The sequence below is a fragment of the Legionella birminghamensis genome (assembly GCF_900452515.1).
Taxonomy (GTDB): domain Bacteria; phylum Pseudomonadota; class Gammaproteobacteria; order Legionellales; family Legionellaceae; genus Legionella_C; species Legionella_C birminghamensis.
On sequence record NZ_UGNW01000001.1, the window covers coordinates 47,959 to 70,087 of the forward strand.

Sequence of the window (22,129 nt, forward strand, 5' to 3'; positions counted from 1 at the left end):
AAGAGCATGGCATGAATTATTCCCTGTTTATCAGTTGCGCCAAGGGATTGGAGTATTTGCTTGAGGCAGAGTTAAAAGTCCTGGGCCTTCACATTACCCGGGTTAACCCGCAAGGTGTTTATGGGGAGGCCAGCCTCCAGGTGGTTTATCAGATTTGTATCTGGTCGCGCCTTGCAAACCGGGTACAGTTAGTCCTGTTTAGCGGGCAGGCGCATAATGAGCAGAGTCTGTACCAGCTTTGTAACCAATTTCCATGGCAAACTGTATTCAAAGCCGACAAAACATTGGCCATTGAATTTCATGGTTCCTCGGGTCATATCCGTAATTCCATGTTTGGCGCCCAAGTGGTTAAAGATGCCATTGCCGATCATTTTCGAAAATTACAGGGTCAAAGGCCCTCAGTAGACCGCGAAAAACCACAAATCAGGATTCATGCCCATCTGAAGCTGGACGTCATCACTGTCAGTTTTGATTTAAGCGGTTATAGTCTGCACCAGCGCGGCTACCGGCAGCAGGCTGGCGAAGCGCCTTTGAAAGAAACCCTGGCGGCGGCGATGCTGATTAGAGCCAAATGGCCCGAACTGGCGGAGAAAGGCTACAGTTTCCAGGATCCCTTCTGCGGTTCCGGAACATTGGTTATCGAAGCCGCGATGATGGCAGCCAATATTGCCCCCGGGTTATTACGCAATGACCAATCCTTAATCCACTGGGTACAGCACCAGGAATCCCTGTGGGATAAATTAAGGGCCTTGGCCTTGCAACAGGTAAAACCGGCCCATGGCCGTATCAAGGGAAGCGACAATAACAGCAAGCTCATCCACATGGCCCTGGCCAACGCCGAAAAAGCAGGAGTGGCCCGCCTGGTGGAATTTGAGCGCCAGCCTTTACAGGATGCCCGTCCCGTTGCAAAAAAAGGCTTGTTGCTGTGTAACCCGCCCTATGGGGAACGAATGGGTGAAGCAACCCAGCTGGTTCCTTTATACCAGCAGCTGGGCCTGGTTTGCCACCAGTATTTTCAAGGCTGGGAGGCCGCTTTTTTAACTACGAATCCGCTTTTGGCGAAAGCGGTAGGATTGCGTTCGAGTAAGCAGTACACCTTATTTAACGGTCCGCTAGAATGTAAATTATATTGTGTTAGTATCAATGCGGAAAATCAGTTAAAAAATAAAGATAAAGAATCGCTTTCTTCCGGGGCGCAAATGCTGGCCAATCGTTTGCAGAAGAATATGCAGCATCTGCAGAAATGGGCGAAAAAAAACAATATCAGCTGTTATCGCGTCTATGATGCCGATTTGCCCGAATATGCTTACGCGATTGATCTTTACAAAGATTATGCTGTGCTCCAGGAGTATGCCGCACCTTCCTCAATCGCTGCACACAAGGTGGAAAAGCGAAGCCTTGAGGTGATGCAGGTTGTGCCGCTGGCCTTGAATATTTCACCGGATAAACTGGTCGTTAAATTAAGAAAGCAGCAGAAGGGCAGCGAACAGTATCAAAAAGTGAAGCAGACACAGCATACTATGATTGTGGAAGAGGGACGGGCGAAACTCAAAGTCAATTTATACGATTATCTGGATACAGGCCTGTTTCTTGATCACCGCCCCTTGCGTTTGCGCTTCGCTTCATTGCCAGCCCAAACCCGTTTTTTAAACTGTTTTTGCTATACTGCCAGCGCCAGTGTGCATGCAGCTTTAGCCGGTGCATTGACAACTAATGTCGACTTGTCAAAAACCTATTTAAACTGGGCTGAAGATAATTTCCGCCTGAATCACATTGATTTATCCCGCCATCAGTTTGTTCATTTTGACTGTATGGAATGGCTTGCCATCAGCAAAGACAAATATGATGTTATTTTTCTTGATCCGCCCAGTTTTTCAAATTCCAAGCGGATGAAAACAACGCTGGATGTACAAAGGGATCAGATTAATTTGGTGGAAGCCGCAATGCGCTTGTTAAACAGGCGAGGCGTGCTTTATTTTTCGACTAATTTACGGCAGTTTAAACTCGCGCCGCAGATTACTGAAAAATTTGTGGTGAAAGATATCAGCGCGGAAACGATCGATTTGGATTTCAAGCGAAACAAGCGCATTCATCAGTGTTTTATGATTAGCCATCGGGATTAGGTAGCTTAGCGAACTGAGAGATTAACCCGCCGTGAAGACTCATAGCTATCTATACAAATCCAGTCGAATCCCCGCGGCTTCGACCGCGGGGCCCATGGTGGCCTTAAACAGCGCTTAGAACAACTACAATCCTGCAGAAGTAAAGATTGAATGAACTGCTTAGTAAATTGAAGCTCCGAATAAGATTCATTAGGCCCCGCGGTCAAAGCCGCGGGGATTCGGAGCGGAAAAACATGTGTGTAGATATCTTTGCCGCGGGAAATACAGGGCCTTCGCCGGTGGTTGGATTAAATATTAGGTGGATTCTTCTCGTCCTCACTATCCAGCGTGGGCGGGGGAGTGACTGGCGAAACCGGCTCCGTGACGACAATCGTTTCTGGCCCATGGAGCTCCTCTCGCAGTTTTGGCATGTAGCCTGCCATAAAGCAAAGCTCGGCAATTAAAAACAGAGGGGCAACCAGTGCCTGCTGGGCATTTGTCATAAATGCTGGTTTTGTTCCTTCCATAAAATGACCGGCAAGTTGTAAAGCCCAGCCAATAACAAAACAAATAACAAAAACCCATAAATTAAGGCCATCAGGTCCGTGGTTGCTTAAAACCGCGCTAATCCATAATAAAATAGCCAGTATGGGCAGCAGCAATAAGGCCAGGCGCCAGTTTAGTTTTAAATAATAAATAAACAAAACGGCAGTCAGGATCTCAGCTAAAGTGACGTCAAATATCCCGGGTACAATTACATGAAAGTAACCGAAAAAAATCATCAAGCTGAAAATAATAAGGGGAACACCCGCGAGATGGGTGTAAAGTGTAGTTTTCTCCTGATGGTATTGGCGATACAAATAGGCTTGTTCGAGAAACGTTTTCATCCTGAATTCCTTGCTGTTTTTTCATAAACTTAGCATAAATTGACCAAAATCACCAACCTCGATACCGCGAACGGGTCGCGGTACGTGGCAAGTATATACGTAGCAGAGTATAGCAGTGCATTGACCTGGGCCTATGTACTGCGGCCTGTCCGCAGTATCCAAGCTGTACCGGCCAATAAACGGAGCTAAGCTCCTCACACAAGGCCTTATAAAAGGTTGTAAAGAATAGCTGAAATAGCCACTAAGCCCATGATTGTGATAAACGCATTAACCAGCGGACGTTTATATTTTTGCATAGCCGGAATTGTGGCAATCGCATACATTGGCATCAGGAACAAAATGATGGCAATCACCGGGCCGCCCAGGGTTTCGATCATCCCCAGGATGCTGGGATTGACTGTTGCCACCAGCCAGCAGGTCAGGATCATAAAGATTTCAATGACAAGCTGAATCTTCTTATAGGAAACCGCTTTATTTTTCTTTTGCAGGGCCTTGGCGATTAATCCATGCATGCCTTCACTCGCGCCCAGATAATGACCCAGAAAAGACTTGGAAATTGCAATAAAGGCGATGAAAGGGGCAATATAAGCAATTATCGGTGTTTTAAAATGATTCGCTAAATAGGATAGAATCGAGATATTTTGCTGCTTGGCCAACATTAAATCCTGTGCTGACAGGCTGAGTACGCAGCTGAATACAAAAAACATGACCGTGGCAACCATCATCAAATGGCTGTATTTCAAAATAGTGGAGCTTTTGGTATCCGCCTGCTTCTCATAGTCTTTTTTCTGGGCCACGGCAAAAGAAGAGATAATAGGCGAGTGGTTAAATGAGAATACCATCACTGGGATAACCAGCCACAGCGTTTTCCAGAAACTTCCGCTAGCGGCAACCTGACCCAGACTGCTGCTTCCGGCAAAAATCGCAGTATTCCAATGTGGAATCAGATAAAGCGATAACAGGATCAATACCGTCACGAAAGGGTAAACCAGAAGGCTCATCGACCTTACAATCATTTGCTGCCCAAAGCGGACTATGGCCATCAAGGCAAGAATCAATACCAATGCCAAAACTGCGCGCGGAGGAGGGGCAATACCCAGTTGATTTAATAAAAAGCTTTGCGTGGTATTGGTAATAGCCACGCTGTACATTAGCAATATCGGATAGATGGCAAAGAAATATAGCAGGGTCAGAATGCGTCCTGCACTGGCGCCAAAGTGCTCATCGACCACTTCGGTAATATCACTGGTTTTGCTTGTACCTGACAAAACAAAGCGGCATAAAGCCTGATGCGAAAAATAAGTCATCGGAAAAGCCAGCAGGGCCATGATAATTAAAGGCCAAATACCATGTAAGCCGGCATCGATTGGAAGAAAAAGGGTGCCCGCACCAATCGCGGTGCCGTATAGACTGAGCATCCATATCGTATCTTGCTTATTCCATTCAGAAACACGGCTTTCTTCTGAGGGAAAGGATACAACTATTCCTTCTACAGACATAACACATCCTCGTTGGGTGATAAGTTAGCATGATTCTGCTCATTTCCTGCGAATTTTAAAGCACTCCGTTCCTCAGAAAATCATACAGCAATTTGTACTATTTTTAGGCAAGCAATCTATCTTATCGAATCTGAACTGACAAATCAAGTAGCAGCTTGTGCAATAAGTTCATTATATCGATAACAAGAGCGCAGATGATCATTGACCATGCCCACAGACTGCATAAATGCATAACAGCTGATTGGGCCAAGAAAAACAAAACCGTCCTGACGCAATTGTTTAGCCATGGCGCGCGATTGACTCGATTCTGTAGGGATTTCAGACAAATCCCGCCATTTATTGACAATAACCTGTCCTTGAGTAAATTGCCAGAGGTAATCAACAACCGATTGCTTTTCATCAATAGAAAGAAAGGCCTGTGCATTTTGCCTGACCGAAAAGATTTTGCGGCGATTACGAATCAATGCCTCATTGCCGAGAAATGCATTAAGTTCCTCATCGCCTAAAGCCGCAAGAGCCTCTGGGGAAAAGTGATGAAAGGCTTCCCGCATAGCCTCGCGCCTTTTCAGGATAATATGCCAGCTTAATCCGGCCTGCATGCTTTCAAGAATGATCATTTCAAAAAGTTTGCGGCGGTCTTTCAGGGGGGCTCCCCACTCCTGATCGTGATAATTTTGATAGAGTTCGTCTTTCAGGCACCAGGCGCAACGAATGAGTTCAGAGTTTTTCAAAAGTCCATTTTCCAAAGATGAATAAAACGTTTCCAGCATCCTGGGCGCCTGGTATATACGTGGCGCCAATACTCAGCTGACGATAGTTTATCGACACCCATGGAAGGATGCCTGGGAAGGGAATGCCTTTGAAGATGTCGGGACGGGCAGTGACCAGCACGCTATAACCGCCGCCAATCCGAAGGTTTTCCCCCAGATGAGCCATTTTTAAGAAAGCATAACCCACTGCAGGCTCGATATTTTTATGTGAGTCAAGAAATGCTATAGCATAAAGTCCATGCCAGTCCTTGTCTTCATCGTAGAATCCCTTGCCGAGCCCGCCGCCCCAGGCCAGCTCATTGTAAGTTTTCAGGCGTTCTTTATCATAGGTGTAGCGGTTATGCCAGGCATAGCCTGTTCCATAAAGTTCGTTATTGCCGTCATACCATATCTGGTGCAAACGCTGGCATGCTTTATGAATTAAAAAGGGAAGGCCTTCACAGGAAGAAGTGGTTTCAGTGGCGTGAGCAGTAGAAACACCCACAATTAATAAGAATATTAGTAAACGATTCATTGATATAAATGCGAGGGGTTTAGCCAGCACTTGTTTAATGCTAAAGTGAATTCAAGTCGGGTGCCTAGCTTTATCACCACTATTAAATTGTTATTTATTAAGAGCATACTAACATGGACTTGTTTCGTAAAAAAGCGATAAATTTGGAATGCGAGGACGATGCTTCGAGATTGGCCAGGTGCCTATCCGCATTGGATCTGGTGTTTTTAGGGGTTGGCGCCATTATCGGTGCGGGAATTTTCGTACTGACCGGTATTGTAGCAGCAACACATGCCGGTCCCGGAATTGTGTTTTCCTATATCCTGGCCGGGTTGGCCTGTGCCTTTTCGGCTTATTCCTATGCGGAGCTGGCCGCGGCTGTAGGAGGCTGCGGCAGTGCTTATGGCTATGCTTACACAGGGTTCGGTGAACTGGTCGCATGGATTGTCGGCTGGGATCTTATATTGGAGTATGCGATATCGGTACCAGCGGTTTCAGTAGGTTGGAGCGGGTATTTTAATGATCTGCTTCGCGCAATGCATCTTATACTGCCGCCTGATCTTTTGCATGCACCACAGGCGGGTGGTGTATTTAATATTTTGTCCATGTCGATTATTCTTTTTTTAATGCTGCTGTTGATTATCGGGATTAAATCCAGCTCGCGGGTTAATAATCTGATGGTATTTGTAAAATTAATAATCCTTTGTGTATTTATTATCATTGCCAGCTCAAATGTGAATCCTGCCAACTGGAGCCCCTTCCTGCCTTTTGGTTGGCAAGGAGTTGTACAGGGTGGAGCCCTGATATTTTTTGCCTATATTGGTTTTGATGCGGTGTCCACAGCTGCGGAAGAAGCAATTAATCCACAGCGTGACCTGCCAGTTGGCATTCTGGGTTCACTGATTCTTTGTACCCTGTTCTATATTATTGTCTCAGGACTGCTCACCGGAATTGTTCCTTATTCTTCGCTGAATGTTTCCTCACCCGTCACCCATGCCATGCTCTTGCTGGGATACCGGGCGGCCGCCGGGTTTATTGGTGTTGGCGCTGTGGCCGGCTTAACGACAGTGATGCTGGTATTGTTCTATGGTCTGACACGCATTATCCTGGCCATGTCCAGGGACGGCTTATTGCCGCGTTTTTTTGCCCATACCTCGCCAAGAACCAAAGCTCCCGTTCGAATTATTGTTATTTGTGGTATTCTCATGTCGTTGATTGCTGCTTTGCTGCCGATCAACGAATTGGCGGAATTGGTCAATATCGGAACTCTTTTCGCATTCATAACGGTTTGTGTTGGCGTCATTGTGATGCGTTATACCCATCCCGAGTTGCCTCGACCGTTTAGAACCCCGTTTATGCCCGTAGTGCCGATTTTGGGGGTGATATCCTGCCTCTATCTCATATTTAATCTACCCACTCTCTCGCTTTTACGGTTTGTGATCTGGATGGTGATAGGCTTGGTTGTCTATTTTAGTTATAGTTATGCGCATAGCGGGCTGAATGGGGTTAAGGTTGAAAAATGATTTGAAACAATCAAGGCCAGTAAAAAAAGCCAGGGCAAAGGAGTCGGTTTCACGGTTATTGCGAAAAATTGTGTTGCTTCATCGCCACGAGAAGTCGATCAGTTTTGGTGAGTTGATTAAATCCATGGGAGAGCGGGCATTCGGTTTAATCACAGTCCTGTTTGCTTTGCCGAGCGGTTTGCCAATCGCAGTAATTCCCGGTTTTTCATTTGTTTTTGGGTTGCCGATTGTTTTTATTGCGCTGCATTTGCTGATTGGCAGGAAAAGCCTGTGGCTGCCTGCACGCCTGGCCGGGCAAACCGTTGATATTCAGACACTTGAAAAAATGTTGGCAAAGACAAGGCCTTACTTATTGTTTGTTGAACGTTTGCTAAAACCCCGGCTGTTATTTTTTTCCTCCAACATCGCTGAGCATGTTCACGGTATCCTTTTGCTGTTTATGAGCCTGCTATTATTGCTGCCGATCCCTTTTAGCAATTTTATATTTGCCAGTCTTATTATTTGTTTAGGTTTGGGGCTGATTGAAAAAGACGGCCTGCTAATCCTGCTGGCTTATCTTGGATTTATTGTTTATGCCATTTTTCTTAATCAGGTGATTGAACAGCTGTGGGCACTGTTCGTTTGAGAGTATTGGCGTATAAGCCTCAACAGGGCTTGGGTTGGGCCCCGCGGTCGAAGCCGCGGGGATACGTGCTAGTCGCAGTCGCGGGGATACGGGCTAGTTGAAGCTGGGGGGATGGGCTAGTCGAAGCCGCGGGGATGCGGGCTAGTTGAAGCTGGGGGATACGAGCCACCCTCGTCGAATTGCAGAAATCGTATCCCCGCGGCTGCGACCGCGGGGCCCATTAGGCGATACCGGTGTGTTTGCTTCGCTGCGATCCAGTTCTCAGAAAAACTGTGTACAAAGCGTGTGAGCTGTAGTATTATTAAACACCTTTTGGCTTTTGTGATGATAAAATTGTCTTTCAATAAGCGTTATTTGTTTCTCCAGTGCTTTTCCTTGCGCATCTTCAATGTGGCCGTTAGGGCCTGTTAACGACATATAAAACAGAACTGCTCTCGCCCAAACGCACATGAAGGAGAACTAAATGCAAAATTACAAATCAATTTTTATTTATGGATTTGCCATCTTTGTTATGTTTTTTGGTTCAGGCAACCTGGTGTTCCCGCTGCAAATTGGTTTTGCCGGTGAAAATAACTGGTTGCTAGGATTTGCCGGACTTTTACTAACAGGCATTTTTTTGCCGCTCATGGGCTTATTTGTCATCAAGCTCTATCAAGGCAGCTACCAGCGCTTTTTTTCAGAAGCCGGAAAGACTGCGGGCGTGCTTCTACCGCTAATCATGCTGGCCTTACTAGGGTCGTTTGGCGTAGTTCCTCGCTGTATCACGGTAGCCTATGGTAGTGTCAATTTCCTGTTCCCGCAGATTTCGCTTTTACCCTTCAGCCTGATTTTCTGCCTAATCACCTTCTTTTTCTGCCTTAATGATCGGGTAATGGTCAAATTATTGGGCAAATGGATGAGTCCTGTTTTGTTATTGACGCTTATTGCGTTAATCGGAATAGCGATATGGAAATCGCCGGAAACCGGAGGCGACATTGCCGGGGCAAAGGCATTTAGCAATGGCTTTGTCACTGGTTATCAGACCATGGATTTGTTCGCTTCTTTTTTCTTTTCTGCCCTGATATTTCAACAAATTCAACAGCAATTTCCCAACGCCTCTTCGCGTGAAATTCTTCGCTTTGCAATTAAGCCCAGCATCATTGGCGCGGGCTTGCTGGCAATCATTTATTTAGGGCTAGTGTATTTGGGTGCCCATTATGCAAATCTGATTGGCAATATCTCTCCCGAATTAATGCTGCCGGCCATTGCCTCGACTGCAATGGGTGATAAAGCGACTTTATTCATGGGTATTACAATGTTTTTCTCATGCCTGACTACGGCAGTGGCCTTGAATAATCTGTTTGCGCGTTACCTTTCTACCCTGTTCAGGCAGGAAGAAAAATTTCCGCTGTTTCTCTGTTTCACCAGCTTGACGGCTTTTGCGGTTTCTTTATTGGATTTCAAGGGAATTGCTGCTTTTCTTGCCCCAATTCTTCAGCTAACCTATCCCGCAGTCATTGTGCTGACCGCTTTATGCCTCCTGTTGCGCGGCCGTCAGCGAGTGAAGATGCTGGTATTTTATTTAATCACCGCATTGGTCGGCGGGCTCGCTTCTCTGCATTTGGTTAATATTGGTTGAGATCAGGCTGGCAGGCCAACAGGCCAGGCCAGCGGCTTCTCGTCTCATAGAGCTGGTTTTTTTATTCTAAGACTGGGCGAGCAAACGCAAAGGTGCTACCATTTAGACACGTTTCAATGGCTTGTTTTTTATATTGACAAGTTCTTTATTCACAGCAAGGATATTAATGAGATCGTGGTTCTTCAGTGTGTTGATGTCTATCTTAATGTCAGGTTATTCCATGGCGGCTGAAAAGAAAATTGTGTATGGCTATGTTGAAAAAGCCCTTCTGGTTGATAAAAATCTCCTCGTATCTGCCAAACTAGACACGGGAGCAAAATCAGCTTCATTAAGTGCAATTAACATTCAACCGCTTATTAAGGATGGTAAACAATATCTGCAATTCACAGTTCCCAGCAAGCAGGGAAATGTTGATTTTATCGCTGAATATCTGGGCAAGGTCAGAATTAAAGTCAGGGCTGGTGAGCATCTTGCCGGTAAAATAGAGCCTATCAGGCGGCCAGTCGTATTGGTGCGTATTCGTATGGGGAATGTGGAGCAAAACATTCCGGTTAATCTGACTAATCGAAAACGATTCATTTATCCGCTTCTTTTGGGTAGAGATGCCATCAACGCTTTTTCCGGTCTGGTTGATCCGTCCGCAGCGTTTAAAATAAAAATGGGTAAAGTAGGAAAAGATGAAGTCTAGGCAACGCCATGTGTATGGTTTAATTCTCTTTTTATTTCTATTAGGAACGGGTCTTTTTCTGTATAGGCATTTTATTCTCGATGTGCCCTTAACGGATACTGAAACGGTTAACAGTTGGATGGTTGAAGCCAATCTGCGCTTTACGGCAGACAAAAACACGCCCGTGAAGGCGAGTTTTATTATTCCTTACTTGCCGCCATATTATGCCATTCTCGATGAATATTTTGTTTCTCATAATTACGGGGTAACCACCAATTTAAAAGGCTATAACCGCCAGACGGTCTGGTCGCTCCGCCGCGGGCATGGTGCACAGTCCTTGTATTATCGTGCCATTTTCCGCGAAACAGATAATAATGACTCCATTTTGCCCAAGCCCCCCATGGTCAAGGCACAAGCACTGGACGAAACTCAAAAATCAGCAGTAGATACCATTTCGAATATTGTTCGCCCCACCTCTGCAGATATTCAGACATTTGCTCAGGAAACTGTAAAAGAACTTAATAAGAAAGATGGCAATGCCAAATTACTGGTGGGTACTGATTTTACCGAGGACAGCCTGATTAAAGCAGCCATTCTGATTCTGAACCAGGCAAAGATTTATGCGATGCCGGTAAAGGGAATATACCTTAACCAGCAAAATCGGGCCGAATTTAAATTATTCATGGCGGTTTATAATGACAAGGAATGGTTTTACATCAATCCGCGCACTGGCGGAACCGGATTACCAAAAAACTTTTTAGTCTGGCAATATGGTTCAGAACCCTTATTTGAAGTGAATGGCGGTAAAAAGCCCAGTTTTAGTCTCACCGTTTCACCCACGCCGATTAATGCCTTATCCATTGCCAAAAGCCGCGGTTTGCAAACAGATTCTCAAATGCTGCGCTTTTCTTTGCTGCAACTACCGGTTAATGTGCAGGAAACTTATAAAATTTTACTGACTGTGCCTATTGGGGCATTCATTATTTTGTTGTTGCGTAATTTTGTTGGCTTGAAAACCTTTGGTACCTTCATGCCTGTTTTAATTGCCTTGGCCTTTCGTGAAACCCATGTAATTTGGGGGATCCTTCTCTTTGTATTTATCGTCTCCTTTGGTTTACTGGCGCGTTTCTATCTGGATCAGCTCAAATTGTTGCTAGTGCCGCGCCTCGCCGCGATTCTTACCGTGGTGATTATGCTAATGATTTTCGTCAGCGTTATGAGCCAGAACCTCGGCCTTGAGTCGGGTTTGTCGGTTGCTTTATTCCCCATGGTTATTCTAACCATGACCATTGAACGAATGTGCATTACCTGGGATGAACGAGGCGCTTCTGAAGCAATAAGAGCCGGGGCGGGAAGCCTGATAGCAGCAGTCATTGCCTTTGGTGCGATGAACTACCCGCCAGTGCAATACCTTGTCTTTGCATTCCCTGAGTTGCTGCTGGTACTGCTGGCTTTGATTTTACTCTTTGGCCAATATCGCGGATACCGCCTATTTGAGTTATTTCGCTTCAAGGTATTGGCTGGGGAACACTAATGTTTGGGATTTACCGGCGGCTTAAGCGCAAGCATGTACTGAGCATCAATCAGCGTAACAGCGATTTTGTCCTTAAGTATAATGATAGAAAGCGCTACCCGCTGGTCGATGATAAACTGAAAACCAAGCGTTTGGCGGTGGCTGCAGGCATTGCCGTCCCCCAGCTTTATGAAATCATTGAAACCGAGCATCAAATCAAACAGCTTGATTCCATTCTCGCACCGTATAAGGATTTTGTGATTAAACCTGCCCATGGCGCTGGAGGGGACGGAATTCTGGTTATTACCGACCGGGTTTTTGGTCGTTACCGGCAAATTAACGGCAAGCTGCTCACAAATCAGGAAATGGATTATCATCTGTCCTGTTTGCTTTCCGGCGCCTATAGTCTGGGAGGCCATGCGGATTATGCGATTGTTGAACACCGTGTGGTTGTGGATCCCGTTTTTAAAGAAGTTAGTTATGAAGGGATCCCGGATATCCGCATAATTACCTTGCTGGGGTATCCGGCAATGGCTATGGTACGCCTGCCAACCCGTCAATCGGGTGGAAAAGCCAATTTACATCAGGGCGCCATTGGCGCCGGCATCAATCTGGGTACAGGAAAAACCCTGGGCGGTGTGTTCCATAATGATGCTATTGACTTTCATCCCGACACCTTGATGCCTATTGTCGGCATTGAAGTGCCTTACTGGCAAAAGATCCTTGAAATTGCTGCCAGTTGCTATGAGCTGACTGGCCTGGGTTATCTTGGGGTTGATATTGTTCTTGATAAAGACCATGGCCCCTTAATGCTGGAGCTTAATGCCCGGCCGGGCTTGAATATTCAAATTGCCAATCGCGAAGGCGGTTTACATCGTTACCGCACAATTGAAGCCAGGGCGGATGCCTGTCAGGAATCAGTGGAAGAGCGGGTAAAGTTTAGCCGCCAGATGTTTTTGCGTTAAGTTTTGATTTACGCGTTCTTTTTAATCTCCGTCTTCGCGAACAACGTGAAGCAACCAAGAACTCGGTGCCTCATTCAAGCCCCGATCTGGATTGCTTGGTGCTATGCTCGCAAAGGCGCTTGCTAATTAAAGTTTTCTCCAGTTCGGGCGATACTAATTTATCTCATTTAATCATAGTGATTAAATTTAATTCACATGGTAAAATCCTTTCGCCGTTTATTCAATGAATATTGGAGAAATAAATATGAAATATGCGCCGCTCGCTGCAGTCTCTCTGCTATTAAGCAGTACTTTAGCTGCCCAGAATGTGTCAATTGTAGGAAGCATCACCAAAGAAATACCCGCCAGCAGCAAGGCACGCAGCCTGAATGCAACTCCTCCGCAAGAAATCAGCTTGATGAAAATTGAATTATCGGAGCAGGGGAGAAACTACCTAAGCCAGCAGATTCAAAATTTATCGACACAGAGCAAACAGTTTGCTCCGGCTGGCTCCTCTGGACAGTCTGCTGTAAATCTGGGCATGAATAATACGCCTGTTTTAAATCAGGGCAGCCATGGAAGCTGTGTGACTTTCGCTACCACAGCGGCGATTGATGCGGCGTTGGGTAAAGGGGATTACGTCAGCCAATTATGCCAGCTTGAACTGGGCGCATATCTGGCAGATAACGGTTATAGCATGAGTGGTTGGGAGGGAACCTGGGGGCGTTATCTGCTGGGACAAATTGATAGCTTTGGCTTTGTAAGTAAAGAGAAGCAAAAGCGTTTCGGCTGTGGTGGATTAACCGAATATCCCACCAATAATTCCAACATTGGCAACCCCATGTCCCTGGAAAGCTTTCATCAATTAAGCGAACCCTTGAATGACAATCAGTTGACCTGGACACCTGTTCTGGATGTCTTTGATGCCTTTACCGGAAATGTGGATGCTAATCGTACTCTGGCTGAAGTGAAAAAAGCATTAAACGCAGGCGACCGCGTAACCTTTGGCGTTCTGTTGCTGGATTTTGACAAGGGAATCATGGGAGCCGTCGGTACTACTAAACAGAAATTCGATACTTGGGTAATTTCGCCTGAAATTGCCGATGATCTCAATAATAACCCTGAATTCGGCGGTCATGAAATGGTTATTATTGGTTACGACGATAATGCGGTTGCCGTTGACGACAAGAAAGGGAGCCATCGCGGATTATTGAAGTTGAGGAACTCCTGGGGCGATAGAGTCGGCGACAGGGGTGATTTTTATATGTCCTATGATTATTTCAAATTACTAGTCATTGAAGCGCAGCGTATTAAAAAACTGAAATAATTCTGGATTGCTGGGCTTTATAGCCCAGCAAACACGCTATAGCTGATGCTTAGCCATCTTGTGAAACAAACCCTGGCGTTGCATGAGTTCCTCATAATGGCCTGATTCAACACAGCGTCCATTATGAATGACATGAATGATATCCGCATTGATAATCGTGCTGAATCGATGGGCAATAACAATCCGGGTTAGTTTCATTGCTTCCAGGGTATCGTTAATTTGCGCCTGAACCTTATTATCCAGCGCACTGGTGGCTTCATCGAGAAGCAGAATTTTGGGGTTCACACTAATCGCACGGGCCAGGTTTATCCGCTGAATTTCGCCGCCGGAAAAGGTTTGGATGCCGTCGCTGATTAATGTGTCCATCCCCATGGGTAAATCCTGGATGAGCGTTTCAAGACCGGTTGCACGGGCAATGTCCCAGGCTTCGCGCCGGGTGAGCGCATTGTTATTGCCGGCAATATTTTCAAAAATAGTTCCGGGGATAAGACGGGTAACCTGCATGACTACCCCCATCTGTGAGCGCAGATTACGCAGATGAATATTTTTTAAATCGATACCGCTAAACTTAATTTCACCAGACTCAATTGTTTCCAGGCCCAGCAACAGGCGAAAAAGAGTGGATTTGCCGGAGCCGGAGGGACCGACAATAGCGGTGAAGGAACCCGGTTGGACTTCCATATTAAAATCGACAAATATAGGTTCTTCATGATCGGGATAACGAAAGACAATATCTTTCATGACGATATGGCCATTGAGTTCAACCGATGACTTGTCTTCTTCCTTTTCGGTTTCGGTCGAAAAAATAGGTTTCGCCATATTGAACAAAGGAATGATTTCCAGGCTTTCACTCACCACATTGCTTAAGGAAACGAAGGCGGCAAAAAATTGAATAAAGGCTGAGTTAAAAACAATGAATTGGCCAAAACTGATAGCATTATTCTGCCAGATGACCAGGCTATAAATAATTAAGGTGCTGATGCCGCCAAAAAAGATATTAAAAATATCCAGGCGATTCTGATACTTATGCGCGAGATTTTCTTCCCGCATCTTTTCGCCGTAATGTTTATTCCAGCTGGTAAACGCTGCATCCTCTTTGTGGGCAATACGCAGCTTCACAATCGCACTGATAATGCTTAGCAAAATACCGCTAAGCGTTGACTCCGCCTCGATCACCCGACGTTCCTGACGCAAGATAATACGGTTAAAGATTAAACTGGTAATGGTTATAACCAATACAATGCCAACAGCAGCCAGTGACAGAAGTGAGTTAATGTAAAACATTAAAAAGAAATTGATCAGGGACATCATGCCGTCCAGCATACTGCGTAAAATATTTGCACTTAAAATTTCCTGCACTTCATTGATGATACCTGAGCGGTAACTTAATTCACCGGCGCTGTAGCGATTGAAAAAGGAAAGCGGTAAACGCAAAAGCCGATCCATGATAGCCACTTGCAGGCGATGCTTGGATTTAATTTGCAGCCGAATAATTGATTCGGTCTGTAAAAGGTATAATAACTGTGTAATAACGTTTGTTAGAATTAATAAAACGGCTGCCTGACCTAAGAGTGAAAGATTGGCAAAAGGGATAATTTCATCGAAAATCACGCCGGTCATGATTGGAACTATAAGCAAGCTCAGGCTAATCAGTAATTGAAAAATAATTATTTTCGCCTGATCTTTCTTTAACACTTTAAAGGTAAAGCGAAAGATATCTCTCAATGACAGACTTCTCTGCGGCAAAGTGGGATAAAATAAATAGGCTTCGGATTTAATCTCCTTCTGATTCAGCTGCGTAATCCTGACCTGTTTTCCAGTCCTGCAATTAACCAGTTGATACCCTTTGTTGCCTTCGGGAATTAATGCGCAGAACTGTTTTTTATAAAAAACTGCCATAGGTCCCATATCGCTGTGCCACCAATTGCGCTTTAAACGAATTTTTCTCATGCGCAGGCTATTGGCCGTTGCGACTGAAGTCAGGTAATCGATGGGGTCGACCTGCTCGGTGGACGAGAGCGCCGGTTTATGAATTTCTATCCCCAGGTGTCTGGTAATCATGGAACAAACTGCAAAATAACTTTCCAGTATGTTGTCGCTGTGATAAGGGTTGTCCTTTTCATTGTATACATCTTCCAGTAAATGCAAACTGGAAAGAGGCAGTTCTTCATCCTGATTCATTCCATCTCCTGGTTGATTAGTTCCTGATACAGGCCGGGCTGATTGAGTAATTCCTCATGCGTCCCGGTCTGTACCAATTGTCCTTCTTTGAGAACATAGATTCGATTACAATCGCGGATGGCACTCAGGCGGTGAGCAATAATCAGTAAGCTGGTATTCATTGCCCAGAGGTTATGATATATCTGTCTTTCAAGTACCGTATCCATGGCAGAAGTGGCTTCGTCCAATATCAATAGCGGCGCTTGTCTTAGAATGGCCCGGGCAATTTCAAGACGTTGGCGCTGGCCGCCGCTAAAATTGTTGCCGGATTCATTAAGTGTCAAATCAAGGCCGCCACGGGATCTGATGATTTCATCCATTTCAACGGCTTTAAGAGCCTCGTATAACTTCTCATCCGTTAGCGTCTTGTCCCAGAAACTTAAATTATCGCGCAGGGTTCCAGGGAGGAATAATATATTCTGGTCAACCTGCGCTAGAAGCTTGCTGATTGCTAATCGGCTTAGATGGTCAATAGGACAGCCATTCAGTAGAATATTACCCGCAGAGGCCTGATAGACCCCGCAGATGAGTTTCGCCAGAGTTGATTTCCCGCTACCGCTTTGGCCCACCACTGCGACTCGTTCCCCTGCGCGAAGTTCCAGGGAAACATTATCAAGCACAGGCGGATCCAGTGGTGAAAAGCTGAAGCTCAAATTATTAACCTGGAGGATCAGCTGATTGTCAGGAACCGGCGGCGGTTCCTGGCTCAGGGATGGGGCATTGCTAAAATGAGCATCCGCAGGTGCATTGACCACATCGTCTAAGCGGATGATATCGCCCTTTACCTGATTTAACTGCTGATAAAAGCTAATCAGATCATACAGCGGCTTGAGAAAACTGCTGAGCAGTGCCTGAATGGCAACCACCGAACCAATGGTAATCACACCGGCCATAACCAGATATGCACCATAACAGATAATAATCATGTTCGCCCAGAAGCCAAGCAGGTTGGGGATAAGACCAAGCAGGCCGCCAATCCAGTGGAGGCGCTGTTCTGTAGTCAGGTATTCGGTATAGTGGGCAAGCCAGCGGTTAAAAAAATGCGATTCAAGAGCTGCGACTTTCAGGGTTTCAATAATTTGGAAGCCATTCGCTTCGATGCCATCCAGTTTTCCCTTATTTTGCGCATAACGTCGGCCCTGATCAAGAAGAAAGCGTCTGCCCACCAGCATCGAAACCAGATTTAGCGAGGTAATCAGAAACAAGGCAAGGCCAATTTGCCAACTCAAAATAAAAATAACCAGGCCAAAGGCGAACATTTCAAATATACCGACGACCTGGGCGGGCAGATTTTTCGATAGCATGATGGCCAGTTCTTCATTGAGCGAGTTACGATGCGCAATATCCCCCGCCGCCCGCTGTTGGAAATAACGAATAGGCAGATGCAGCAGATGCCAGAGGAACTGAATAGAGTTAACGATACTTAACTTAAGCTGCAATCGCCGCAGCGCCCTGAATTGCAGCACGGAGAAAGCGGTTTCTGCAAGCGTGGTAAACGCCAGGCCCAGCAGGACTACAGGAATCAGCGAGCGTTGGTTATCAATGAGTAAATGATCAATAAATGCTTTGGTGAAAATAGCGGTGGCAATCTGCGGAACGATAAGGGCTATGGTGGTCAAAATAATAAATGCCATCGGCCAGTAATTATTGCCAATTTTGGCAAATAAGAGGGATAGGGTAGATCGTTCAGGAGCTCCTTCTTTTTCAAATTTCTCCCCAGGAGCCATTTCGAGCACAACACCGGTATAACTCTTGCCAAACTCTTCCCAGCCAAGCTTGCGGGGTCCTGTTGCGGGATCGTTGAGATATACGGTTTTGGAATTAAATCCTTCTACCACCAGAAAATGGTTAAATTCCCAGTAAGCAATGAAGGGTACCTTGACGTTGTTCAGTTCATCGATGTCAACATTGGCGCCAAAGGCATCCATTCCATAATGCCGGGCTGCTTTCACAATATTGATAGCTTTGGTGCCGTCACGGGAAATGTTACAGGCAATCCGGGCTTCTTCTGCAGAAATGTATTTTCCATAGTAGGCCAGAATAATGGACAGTGACGTAGCGCCACATTCTGTAGCCTCCATTTGCAAAATGGTTGGGGTACTGACTTTCGCCTGCTGTAGCTTTTCTTTTGTCATATTTTCTTAATAATTCTTATTCAACAAAATGGATAAATAAATCAATTGGTTTTTTCGCTTCAACATTAATCATGCCATCCACCACGGTTCCCTGCGTCAGGGTAACATTGGGCCCTTTTGAGCTCGTCCATTCATAGCCGCTGCGAGTCGTAGCATTTTTATCAAGCAGGATTTTGACCGCGATCAGCGGGGTCGGGCCATTAAAAAAGCGGACAAGGTCCTGGTTCCTCAACAGGGTCATCATATTTTCTGCGGTTACCGGAAGCAGGGAGATAGTTTCCACGCGGCCCTTTATGGTGCCATATTCCAGTTTATTGACTGTGCTGGGCGCAATTTGAGCGGTCATGCCAATTTTAAGCAGCTTCCCTTTGGTTGCCGGGATGAAAATCAGGGCATAGAGGCTGCTTTCAGCCGGCGCAACAGTGAGTAAAGGTTCTCCTGGTTTGGTCAGGTCGCCTTCCTTCACTTTAATTTCGGCAATAATGCCATCTGCGGGGCTAAGAATATTCTGGGTTATCTCCCAGCGTTTCTGGGCAAGGTTATAATCATACTCTGCTTTCTGCACGGTCATATCCATCTCAAGTTTTCGCTCCCGCCATTTATCTTTCAGATCGACAAGATTGGCTTGCATGGAAATGAGATCCGCCTCGTGGGAGCGAATTTCCTGCAGCAGGCGATAATATTCAATTCGTGTTTCAGTAATGTTGGGTAGATCAAGGATCCCTTTCTTAAAGGCTATCTCCTTCAAGCCCATCATTTTTTCAAGTTGCTTTAATTTTTGCTGGGCGGCGGCCAGACTCGAATTAATTTTTTCAATTTGCTGTTTTTGGCTTGTTTCAAGATTTACCAGGATGGTTTTGGCACGCTCGGTGAGATCGCTTTGCTGTTTTTTAAGCTGCATTAAATAATTTTTCTGTAATTGAAGCTGTAATGCCAAATCGCTGTCCATTCTTACCAGTAACATATTCTTATGGACGCGTTGACCCGGATGGACATAAATCTGTTTAACGATTCCTCCCTGTTCAGAGGACTGCACCGAAACGACAGAGCTATCGAGGCTGAGCAGCATGCCATTCCCCTGGACGCGCAGATAAATATTTCCAAAAAATAACCAGAATATAAAGGCCAGTAACAGCAGCGATAAAATCAGCAGAATAAGCCAATTCCGGGTCGAGACCACTTGCAGTGCATCGTCAAGCATCACTGGGCGGTTAAGATGCTCCAGGGCGCTTTGCCGAAAAACAATTGGCTTTTTTTCTGTATCCATATTATGCATTCATGTTGGTTAATTGATTTTGGGCATCGCGCAGACGCCTCGCGATGACGGGTAATAATTGCAAGGCTATTTCAGGATAGGCCTGAATTTGGGCCTTAAAATCCCAGGCGGATATAGCCAATGTTTTGGTAAGCTCCAGGGCAATTGCACTGGCAGAGCGTGGAAGGCCATCGATAATCGCTAATTCCCCCAGAATTTCCCCTTCGCCCAATGTGGCAATAAATAGTTTATCGGGGAGGTTCATCTCACGGAAGACTTCGACGGTTCCAGAGACAATGATGAAGCAATACTGGGCGGATTCCCCTTCACGGATTAAATAATCGCCCTCCAGATAGGTTTTTTCCTGCGCCAAATCAGCGATCCGCCATAGAATGCGTTTGTTCAAAGCGGAAAACAGCGATGAAGACTCTAATATTTTAACTAAATCCATTGTCTAATCCCTGCGCTAACTTATTGATGCCATTAAAATTAGTGTAGGCTACTAGTAGCCATAAATTCTAGTCCGTTTAAAAAAAACGTTTGCTGGCCTGCAAACTGCGACTCATATTGCTACGTACTGCGACTTGTTCGCAGTATCCAAGTTATTCTGGTGCTCAGTCCAACGCTTCTGAAAGCATTTATGGATACTGCGGACAAGCCGCAGTAAGTAGGCGGGGGGCATACGCAGGCGGGGGGTATAGGGAGGCAAGGGGCAAATCAAGGGATGGTGAACTTATTTGAAAGGCATAGAAATTGCTTAAAAGAAGAAAAAGGTTTGGATTGATATGATGAAGAAATGCCTGGCAGTTTTTGTGATGTTGCTGCTTTGCCTGGATCCGCTGATGGCAAAAATGAACCCTGTGCAACTCCTGACCCCCTTGGAGTCCAGTGAGTTCCGCAGCTTGCCAGATAGCGCAGAAATTGAAAAATTTCTTCTGCAACTTACCAGCATTTCCCCGAAAATGAAGCTGCTTCATTTGGGGACATCCGCTGGCGGGCGGCCCATTTCCGCTTTGCTAGTCTCTAATTCCCCTGCATTTTTGCAAAGCGGCCAGCATGAATCTGGTAAATTGACCGTCTTGCTCCTTGGATCCCAGCATGGGACAGAACCTTCAGGATGCGAGGCTCTGCAGAAATTAGCGCTGGAACTGGCAATAAATAAAGAGCGGGCAAGCCTGCTTAGTGATTTTAATTTTATGATCATTGCTAATGCCAATCCTGATGGCCGTGATAATAATTCCCGCTTCAATGCTCAGAATGGGAATCTGAATGTCGATTTCACCCGCCTTGCCTACCCAGAAACGCGAATTTTTATAAACCTGCTTAAAAACTATCAGATCGATGCCTTGCTCGATCTGCATGAATCGTCCACCAAAAAGAAAATTCTTACGCTTAAAGAAGGTTTTTATGTTAATGCCGAAGCGCAATATGAGATAGGAAATAATCCCAATATTAATGAAAAATTACAAAAATTCAGCAGCCAGGTTTTATTACCGCAATTACTTAAAACCAGTGAAGGGTATGGTTTACGCAGTGAGCATTATCGAGGAGAGATTCTGCAGCTGAATCAACCGGTTAGCCATGGCGGTTTAAGGGTAAGCAATATGCGTAATTATAGTGCGCTTCAGGGTATCTTCTCTGTACTGGTTGAAAACCGCCTGGATTCAAAAACGGGGCATTATGAGACCCCTGGGAATATTAAGGCGCGCCGGGATAAACAATACATTAGCGTTTTAAGCTTCCTCACCGTTATCGAGAAAAACAAACAGGCGCTGCAGTCAATTATCCAGCAGGCCCGCAATGAGTGGAAAAACTATCCCATAAACTATAGAAGCTATCTCGCCTATCATTATAGTTTGAATATGCAGCAGCCAAGGGCAGAGGTGTCATTGCGCCGCGCTGATAATTTACAGGAAGTTCATCGTGCATTTGCCAATTTTGATTTTATAGAAATTGATGAAACTATTCTGATGCCGGATGCATACCTGATTAAAAGCAGTGAAACAGGAGCGCTTGAGCTACTAAAAAAGCATAACATTGAAGTCGAAAAAATGAATGCCAGTAAAGAGGTGATTGCCATCAATCCAGTGGTTCATTCGCTCTCCATTCACTACTCGCCGATCCAGGATTTTTTTACCAGTGTCAAGATTGATGTGGATTATGATCCACAGCCCTTAATTCTGACTACAGGTGATTATCTGGTTAGCACCCATCAGCCGCAAGGCAAGCTGATTCCTTTGCTCCTGGATTTACGTTCTATCGATAGTGTTTTTCAAAACCTGAAGTTTAATCCTGATTTGGCTCGCATCAAGAAGGGTGGGATTTTACCGGTTAAATTTGTGGATGACGTATTTACACCAATGCATTAGTTATCGAATCCCCGCGGCGCAGCCCCTTCGAATCCCCGCGACTGCGACCCATAGCTATCTACACAAATGTTTTTCCGCTCCGAATCCCCGCGGCTGCGACCGCGGGGCCCACACGAAGCCTATATAGAATATCGGTTTTACTAATTTAAGGATAATGTTTGAAAGATTTGTTCCTAAGTACT

At 45.5% G+C, this 22,129-nt stretch carries 17 protein-coding genes; 9 read left to right on the forward strand and 8 right to left on the reverse strand.

Annotated features, from left to right (window positions below):
* Positions 1 to 11 precede the first annotated feature (11 nt).
* Positions 12 to 2,123 (forward strand): bifunctional 23S rRNA (guanine(2069)-N(7))-methyltransferase RlmK/23S rRNA (guanine(2445)-N(2))-methyltransferase RlmL, encoded by a 2,112-nt coding sequence (gene rlmKL / locus DYH42_RS00215; RefSeq protein ID WP_058524270.1) that lies wholly within the window; start codon positions 12 to 14, stop codon positions 2,121 to 2,123.
* A gap of 287 nt (positions 2,124 to 2,410) precedes the next feature.
* Here the strand turns inward: rlmKL and DYH42_RS00220 are convergent, their stop codons facing one another.
* The 4 genes from DYH42_RS00220 to pagP all read right to left on the reverse strand — a co-directional run bounded on the left by DYH42_RS00220 (position 2,411) and on the right by pagP (position 5,772).
* Positions 2,411 to 2,989 (reverse strand): Mpo1 family 2-hydroxy fatty acid dioxygenase, encoded by a 579-nt coding sequence (locus DYH42_RS00220; RefSeq protein ID WP_058524269.1) that lies wholly within the window; start codon positions 2,987 to 2,989, stop codon positions 2,411 to 2,413.
* Between the two features lie 206 nt (positions 2,990 to 3,195).
* Positions 3,196 to 4,488: a serine/threonine transporter gene (locus DYH42_RS00225; protein WP_058524268.1), complete on the reverse strand. Its 1,293-nt coding sequence runs from the start codon at positions 4,486 to 4,488 to the stop codon at positions 3,196 to 3,198.
* Positions 4,489 to 4,631: 143 nt separating this feature from the next.
* Positions 4,632 to 5,258, reverse strand: coding sequence for a DNA-3-methyladenine glycosylase I (locus DYH42_RS00230; protein ID WP_058524267.1), 627 nt, complete (start codon positions 5,256 to 5,258; stop codon positions 4,632 to 4,634).
* Positions 5,206 to 5,772: a lipid IV(A) palmitoyltransferase PagP gene (gene pagP / locus DYH42_RS00235; RefSeq protein WP_058524471.1), complete on the reverse strand. Its 567-nt coding sequence runs from the start codon at positions 5,770 to 5,772 to the stop codon at positions 5,206 to 5,208. The genes DYH42_RS00230 and pagP overlap by 53 nt, the downstream gene beginning before the upstream one ends.
* Positions 5,773 to 5,885: 113 nt before the next feature.
* On the opposite strand from pagP, the gene DYH42_RS00240 reads away from it, so the two are divergent.
* The 7 genes from DYH42_RS00240 (at position 5,886) to DYH42_RS00270 (ending at position 13,968) form a co-directional block, all read left to right on the forward strand.
* Complete coding sequence (locus DYH42_RS00240; RefSeq protein ID WP_058524266.1) at positions 5,886 to 7,274, forward strand: amino acid permease; 1,389 nt, start codon at positions 5,886 to 5,888, stop codon at positions 7,272 to 7,274.
* Positions 7,264 to 7,899, forward strand: a complete 636-nt coding sequence (locus DYH42_RS00245; protein WP_162263106.1) for an exopolysaccharide biosynthesis protein — start codon at positions 7,264 to 7,266, stop codon at positions 7,897 to 7,899. The genes DYH42_RS00240 and DYH42_RS00245 overlap by 11 nt, the downstream gene beginning before the upstream one ends.
* Before the next feature lie 463 nt (positions 7,900 to 8,362).
* Positions 8,363 to 9,517, forward strand: a complete 1,155-nt coding sequence (locus tag DYH42_RS00250; RefSeq protein WP_058524264.1) for a branched-chain amino acid transport system II carrier protein — start codon at positions 8,363 to 8,365, stop codon at positions 9,515 to 9,517.
* Positions 9,518 to 9,683: 166 nt separating this feature from the next.
* Positions 9,684 to 10,205 (forward strand): ATP-dependent zinc protease family protein, encoded by a 522-nt coding sequence (locus tag DYH42_RS00255; protein ID WP_058524263.1) that lies wholly within the window; start codon positions 9,684 to 9,686, stop codon positions 10,203 to 10,205.
* Positions 10,195 to 11,718 (forward strand): inactive transglutaminase family protein, encoded by a 1,524-nt coding sequence (locus DYH42_RS00260; RefSeq protein WP_058524262.1) that lies wholly within the window; start codon positions 10,195 to 10,197, stop codon positions 11,716 to 11,718. The genes DYH42_RS00255 and DYH42_RS00260 overlap by 11 nt, the downstream gene beginning before the upstream one ends.
* Positions 11,718 to 12,662, forward strand: coding sequence for an alpha-L-glutamate ligase-like protein (locus DYH42_RS00265; RefSeq protein WP_058524261.1), 945 nt, complete (start codon positions 11,718 to 11,720; stop codon positions 12,660 to 12,662). The genes DYH42_RS00260 and DYH42_RS00265 overlap by 1 nt, the downstream gene beginning before the upstream one ends.
* Positions 12,663 to 12,906: 244 nt before the next feature.
* A complete protein-coding gene (locus tag DYH42_RS00270) occupies positions 12,907 to 13,968 on the forward strand; it encodes a C1 family peptidase (protein WP_058524260.1) in 1,062 nt (353 codons plus the stop codon).
* Between the two features lie 36 nt (positions 13,969 to 14,004).
* Here DYH42_RS00270 and DYH42_RS00275 read toward each other — a convergent pair whose 3' ends face one another.
* From DYH42_RS00275 to DYH42_RS00290, 4 genes are read right to left on the reverse strand one after another with little or no spacing between them, the layout of a single operon-like run.
* Positions 14,005 to 16,149, reverse strand: a complete 2,145-nt coding sequence (locus tag DYH42_RS00275; RefSeq protein WP_058524259.1) for an ATP-binding cassette domain-containing protein — start codon at positions 16,147 to 16,149, stop codon at positions 14,005 to 14,007.
* Positions 16,146 to 18,323, reverse strand: a complete 2,178-nt coding sequence (locus DYH42_RS00280; RefSeq protein ID WP_058524258.1) for a cysteine peptidase family C39 domain-containing protein — start codon at positions 18,321 to 18,323, stop codon at positions 16,146 to 16,148. The genes DYH42_RS00275 and DYH42_RS00280 overlap by 4 nt, the downstream gene beginning before the upstream one ends.
* A gap of 16 nt (positions 18,324 to 18,339) precedes the next feature.
* Positions 18,340 to 19,590: an NHLP bacteriocin system secretion protein gene (locus DYH42_RS00285; protein ID WP_058524257.1), complete on the reverse strand. Its 1,251-nt coding sequence runs from the start codon at positions 19,588 to 19,590 to the stop codon at positions 18,340 to 18,342.
* Position 19,591: 1 nt separating this feature from the next.
* Positions 19,592 to 20,029: a cyclic nucleotide-binding domain-containing protein gene (locus DYH42_RS00290; RefSeq protein ID WP_058524256.1), complete on the reverse strand. Its 438-nt coding sequence runs from the start codon at positions 20,027 to 20,029 to the stop codon at positions 19,592 to 19,594.
* A 334-nt stretch (positions 20,030 to 20,363) separates the two neighbouring features.
* On the opposite strand from DYH42_RS00290, the gene DYH42_RS00295 reads away from it, so the two are divergent.
* Positions 20,364 to 21,947 carry a M14 family zinc carboxypeptidase gene (locus DYH42_RS00295; protein ID WP_083503161.1) on the forward strand — a complete coding sequence of 528 codons (1,584 nt, stop codon included), beginning with the start codon at positions 20,364 to 20,366 and terminating at the stop codon, positions 21,945 to 21,947.
* The last annotated feature ends 182 nt before the right edge of the window (positions 21,948 to 22,129 follow it).